Source organism: Microcoleus sp. M2_D5 (assembly GCF_036701935.1).
In the GTDB taxonomy this organism is placed as follows: Bacteria; Cyanobacteriota; Cyanobacteriia; order Cyanobacteriales; family Microcoleaceae; genus Microcoleus.
On sequence record NZ_JAUBRP010000162.1, the window covers coordinates 1 to 1,793 of the forward strand.

At 41.2% G+C, this 1,793-nt stretch carries 1 protein-coding gene; it reads left to right on the top strand.

Annotation, left to right across the window (positions count from 1 at the left end):
- Nucleotides 1–75: 75 nt before the first annotated feature.
- Complete coding sequence (locus QUA50_RS29160; protein ID WP_333268777.1) at nt 76–1,785, top strand: IS66 family transposase; 1,710 nt, start codon at nt 76–78, stop codon at nt 1,783–1,785.
- Nucleotides 1,786–1,793 lie beyond the last annotated feature (8 nt).

Here is a 1,793-nt window from a genome sequence, read left to right on the forward strand (position 1 = left end):
GTATCGGCTCAATAAGTAGGGGTAGCAGAGAAAAAAAAGTAAGCAGGATACACAAAGTGTTGTAAAATAGGACACATGACGCCAAAGATTATTTTACAAGACAAATCATCCTCCGATTTACTGCAAACCATTGACCCGAAAGGGATTGCAGACGAATCTATGCGTCGCACAGTAGAGATATTACTGAACCTCGTAGAGCAATTACAATTAAAAGTCAAAGACTTGGAGTCAGAGAATCAACGGTTAAAAGATGAAAATAACCGATTGAAGGGAGAACAAGGAAAACCAGACATCAAAGCCAAGTCCAAAGGATTCAGCAGCCAGCACTCATCAGAAAAAGAACGAAAAACGCCAAAAAAGCACAGCAAAGGCAGTAAGAACGCCACAATTAAAATAGATCGAGAAGAAATACTAGAATATCCGAAAGACCAACTGCCAGCAGATGCAGAATTTAAAGGATACGAACAAGTAATCATCCAAGATATCAGCTTGGCAACCGACAACATATTATTTCGCAAACAGAAATATTACTCACCCTCAGTTGGGAAAACTTATGTAGCAGAATTACCATTAGGCTACGAAGGAGAATTTGGACCGGGAATCAAAGCCTTAATCATCAGTTTGTACTATGGGGGCAATATGACCCAAGGCAAACTACTAGATTTTTTAGCAGATTTAGGTATTTCCATCTCAGCCGGTTATTTATCCAACCTGTTAATCAAAAACCACTCCGGTTTTGAAACCGAGAAACAAGAAGTTTATGATTCAGGACTAGCGAGTAGTCCTTGGCAACACTTCGACCAAACAGGTGCGCGCGTGGGTGGAGTCAACTATACCACCAATGTCATCTGCAACCCTTTATATACAGTCTACTTTACAACAGCGAATAAAGACAGACTGACTGTGCTGAAAGGATTACAGCCAGGACGAGAACTAGAATTCATCTTGAATCCACTCACATTCTCACTAATTGAGGACTTCAAAATCCCGACTAAATGGCAGAACGCTCTCAAGCTATTACCTCAAGAAACGGTGTTGAGTGAGTCACAGTTTAATCACCTACTGAATAATTATCTACCCAAACTGGGTTCTCAACAAGTTACCCGGATTAGGGAAGCAGCAGCTATTGCTTTTTATCATCAGCAAACTGATTGCCCAGTCGTACAAACTCTTTGTTGTGATGATGCTCCGCAATTCAAGTTAATCACTGCTGATAGAGCTTTATGTTGGGTGCATGAGGGAAGACATTACAAAAAGTTAAGCCCGGTATTCCCTTGCCATCAGGTAATTTTAGGGAAATTTATCGAAGATTTTTGGGATTATTATCGAGAATTATTAGCTTACAAAAAAGCTCCCAGTCCCGAAGCTGTACAGCCTTTAAAGGCTAAATTTCGGCTGCTTTTTGAAACTCCAAGCGGCTATGAATTGTTGGATGAACGCAAACTATTAACTGCTACAAAAGCATCGGAGTTGCTCAGGGTTTTAGAGCATCCTGAATTACCTTTACACAATAATCCGGCTGAGTTAGCTGCCAGAACTATGGTGCAGCGACGTAATATTAGCTATGCAACTCAAACGATTGAGGGTACTCAGGCCTGGGATACTTTTATGTCTCTTGTTGCCACTACTCGTCAGTTAGGAGTCAGTTTTTTCGATTATGTGCGTGACCGAATTTCCCAACTGGGAATTATTCCCTCTCTCTCCACTATTATTCGCGAAAAATCTTCTCTTCATCCCTTGGGCAAGTCGGTGGCAACTAGAATAACTGCTACCCCTACTTATTGAGCCGATAC

Excerpts from the sequence above, each read along its gene's own strand:
- QUA50_RS29160 (WP_333268777.1), top strand. The coding sequence starts at position 76 with ATGACGCCAAAGATTATTTTACAAGACAAATCATCCTCCGATTTACTG.